This window comes from uncultured Salinicola sp. (assembly GCF_937921195.1).
GTDB lineage: Bacteria > Pseudomonadota > Gammaproteobacteria > Pseudomonadales > Halomonadaceae > Salinicola.
Genome location: NZ_CALFQK010000024.1, coordinates 1 through 2,735, shown reverse-complemented (window position 1 = coordinate 2,735; position 2,735 = coordinate 1). Strand labels below are relative to the sequence as shown.

3 protein-coding genes are annotated in these 2,735 nt (G+C 64.2%); all 3 read right to left on the bottom strand.

Annotation, left to right across the window (positions count from 1 at the left end; genetic code table 11):
* Positions 1 to 68 precede the first annotated feature (68 nt).
* Complete coding sequence (folE, locus tag Q0602_RS01765; RefSeq protein WP_149433909.1) at positions 69 to 626, bottom strand: GTP cyclohydrolase I FolE; 558 nt, start codon at positions 624 to 626, stop codon at positions 69 to 71.
* Between the two features lie 134 nt (positions 627 to 760).
* Positions 761 to 1,747 carry a serine/threonine protein kinase gene (locus tag Q0602_RS01760; RefSeq protein ID WP_298837997.1) on the bottom strand — a complete coding sequence of 329 codons (987 nt, stop codon included), beginning with the start codon at positions 1,745 to 1,747 and terminating at the stop codon, positions 761 to 763.
* Positions 1,748 to 1,787: 40 nt separating this feature from the next.
* The gene (locus Q0602_RS01755; protein WP_298837995.1) at positions 1,788 to 2,543 is read right to left on the bottom strand and encodes a double zinc ribbon domain-containing protein; all 756 of its coding nucleotides are present in this window, start codon (positions 2,541 to 2,543) and stop codon (positions 1,788 to 1,790) included.
* Between the last annotated feature and the right edge of the window lie 192 nt (positions 2,544 to 2,735).

The following is a 2,735-nucleotide window of genomic DNA, read 5'->3' as shown; positions in this document are numbered from 1 at the left end:
TGCTGTCCTTGCGGCTATCCATACGGAACCGTTACCGGGGGCCCGAGCGGGGCCAGGCAAAGCGGTCCTCAGCGACCGTTGACCAGCATCAGGAATTCCTGGCGCGTGGTCTGATTCTTGCGGAAGCTGCCCAACATCACCGATGTCTTCATGCTGGAGTTCTGCTTCTCCACTCCCCGCATCATCATGCACATGTGCTGGGCCTCGATCACCACGCCGACGCCGCGCGCCTGGGTCACCTGCATCACCGCTTCCGCGATCTGCCGGGTCAGATGTTCCTGAATCTGCAGTCGACGCGCGTACATGTCGACGATGCGCGCGAATTTCGACAGTCCCAGCACTTTGCCCTGGGGCAGGTAGGCGATATGGCACTTGCCGATGAAAGGCAGCACGTGGTGCTCGCACATCGAGTACATCTCGATATCCTTCACCAGCACCATTTCGTCGGTGTCGGACGCGAAAACCGCACCGTTGACCAGTTCCTCCAGCGATTGGCTGTAACCCTGGGTCAGGAACTGCATCGCCTTGGCGGCACGCATCGGGGTGTCGCGCAGGCCTTCACGCTGGGGATCCTCCCCCAGCTTTTCCAGAATACCGTGATAATGGCCTGCCAGTTGCTCTGTCATGTTGCTGCCTTGTCTATCGTTATCATCGATCGGACGCGCTCGCCACCGCGACCGCCCCGGCCTCACTCTCGGTGAGGGCCGATTCTAGCGAAACTGCACCGGCACCACTATCTCGGCACCGACTAATGACGGGTTCAGGCGAGCCAGCGCGGCGAGTCGAGTGCCACACGCTGCTGCTCCAGGTCACGGATATGCCGATCCCAGTATCCGCTCTCCGCGACGTAGGGAAACGCCCGGGGGAAGGCGGGGTCCTCCCAGCGCGCGGTTACCCAGGCGCTATGGCGAATCAGGCGCAGCGTGCGCAGGGTCTCGATCCAATCGAGCTGGCGCCGATCAAACTCCCGGGTCATCTCGTAGCCTTCGATGATCTCGGACAGCTGCATCTGCCACTCCCCCGGCGACTGCGCGGTCAGCAGCATCCAGAGATCCTGTACCGCCGGCGCCATCAGGCAGTCATCGAAATCGACCAGAGAGAATCGTTCGTCCCGTCCCAGCATGTTGCCGAGGTGGCAATCGCCGTGAACCCGCTGGAGCGCACTCTCGGGCCAGGCGTGCTCCGCCAGCAGCGGCACCAGGGCGTCGATGACCTGGCCATAGAGGCGCCGCTGTCGCGCATCCAGCCAACGAGCCTCGAGGACGCGGCGCCGGCTTTCGTCGACCATGGCGTTCAGGTCGAGTCGCAGGCGGTGGTGGAAAGGCTGGCGGGCACCGATCTCGTGAACCCGGCCGATCAGCTCACCGAGCGCAAACAGATGGGAGGGATTTTCGAGCTCCGGCGCCTGGCCGACCACATGTGCAAACAGCGCGAAGCGAAAACCCTCGAAATGGTGCAGGGTGTGGCCCTCGGCGCTTTCCCATGGGGCACCGACCGCGACCGACTCCGCGGCGAGCGCCTGGAGGAAGGCGTGCTCCTCGAGAATCTGCTCGTCGCTCCACCGTTCCGGGCGGTAGAACTTCACCACCCAGCGACGGCGGTCGTCATCGGTCAATGAATAGACGCGGTTCTCGTAGCTGTTGAGGGCGAACGGCTCGCCGGGCAGCCAGAGCCCCAGGGACTCGACGGCCTCGACCACTCGCTGTGGCGTCAGCGTCTCGAACGGATGCAGGGAAACGGCGCTCATACGAACCTCGGCTAGCAGCGGCAGGCTTGCGCGCATGCTATCAGATTCGCGCCGACGGCGTACGCGCGAAAGCCATCGCCGTCACCCTTTCGGCGCCGGCATCTCGACAGGCCCTGGCCAGCGAATCCAGCGTGGCGCCGGTCGTCATGACATCATCGACGATGGTGACCGCCGCTGGCAGCGCTCGATTGACGACGAACGCACGGCTCACGTTGCGGCGTCGGGAGCGTCGATCCAAGCCCCGCTGGGAGGGTGTCTCCCGCACCCGCTCGGCCACGATCACCGGTAGTGCCAGTCGTGCCGCCAGGCGTCTGGTCAACCAGGCGGTGTGGTCGAACCCGCGTTCCCGCGTGCGCTCATGTTGCCCCGGCACGCCGATCATGGCGGCTCCCAGTTCGGGAGCGCGGTCCAGCGATGCCAGCATCAGCTGTATCAACACCTCTCCTGCCCGCGGGTCCGCCGCGAACTTGTAGCGCTGCACCAGGTGCGTCACCCGCGACTCGTAACGCAGCGGTACCCATGACGACGTCTGCGCCGGTCGGCGTTTCAGGCATCGCCCACACTGACGCGGGCGAAGCGTCCCGGCGTGCGCGCTCGGCAGCGGCTCTGCGCAGAGCTCGCAGGCGCCGTGATTCCAGGGCATGTCGGAGAAACAGTCGGGGCACCAGGACAGCCCGCCCTCGGCGGCGACACTGCAAAAGGCGCAGTAGCCCGGCAACGCGCTTTTGAGTTGCGTGTTGAACCCGTTGACTAACCTGCGGGTCAGCGGCCACATGAGCTCCAGGCATCGCAGCATCGACTTTTCCTCGCCTCGTTCAGTCATCATGTCGACCACGACGAGGAAAACTGAAGCGGTAGCGACCGCTGGCCGATGCGGGGGGCGCCACGATTGACATCGATGAAGGCGACAGTAAAATGAGCGCGCCTGTCAGAATGCGGATGTGGTGGAATTGGTAGACACGCTAGATTTAGGTTCTAGTGCCGAAAG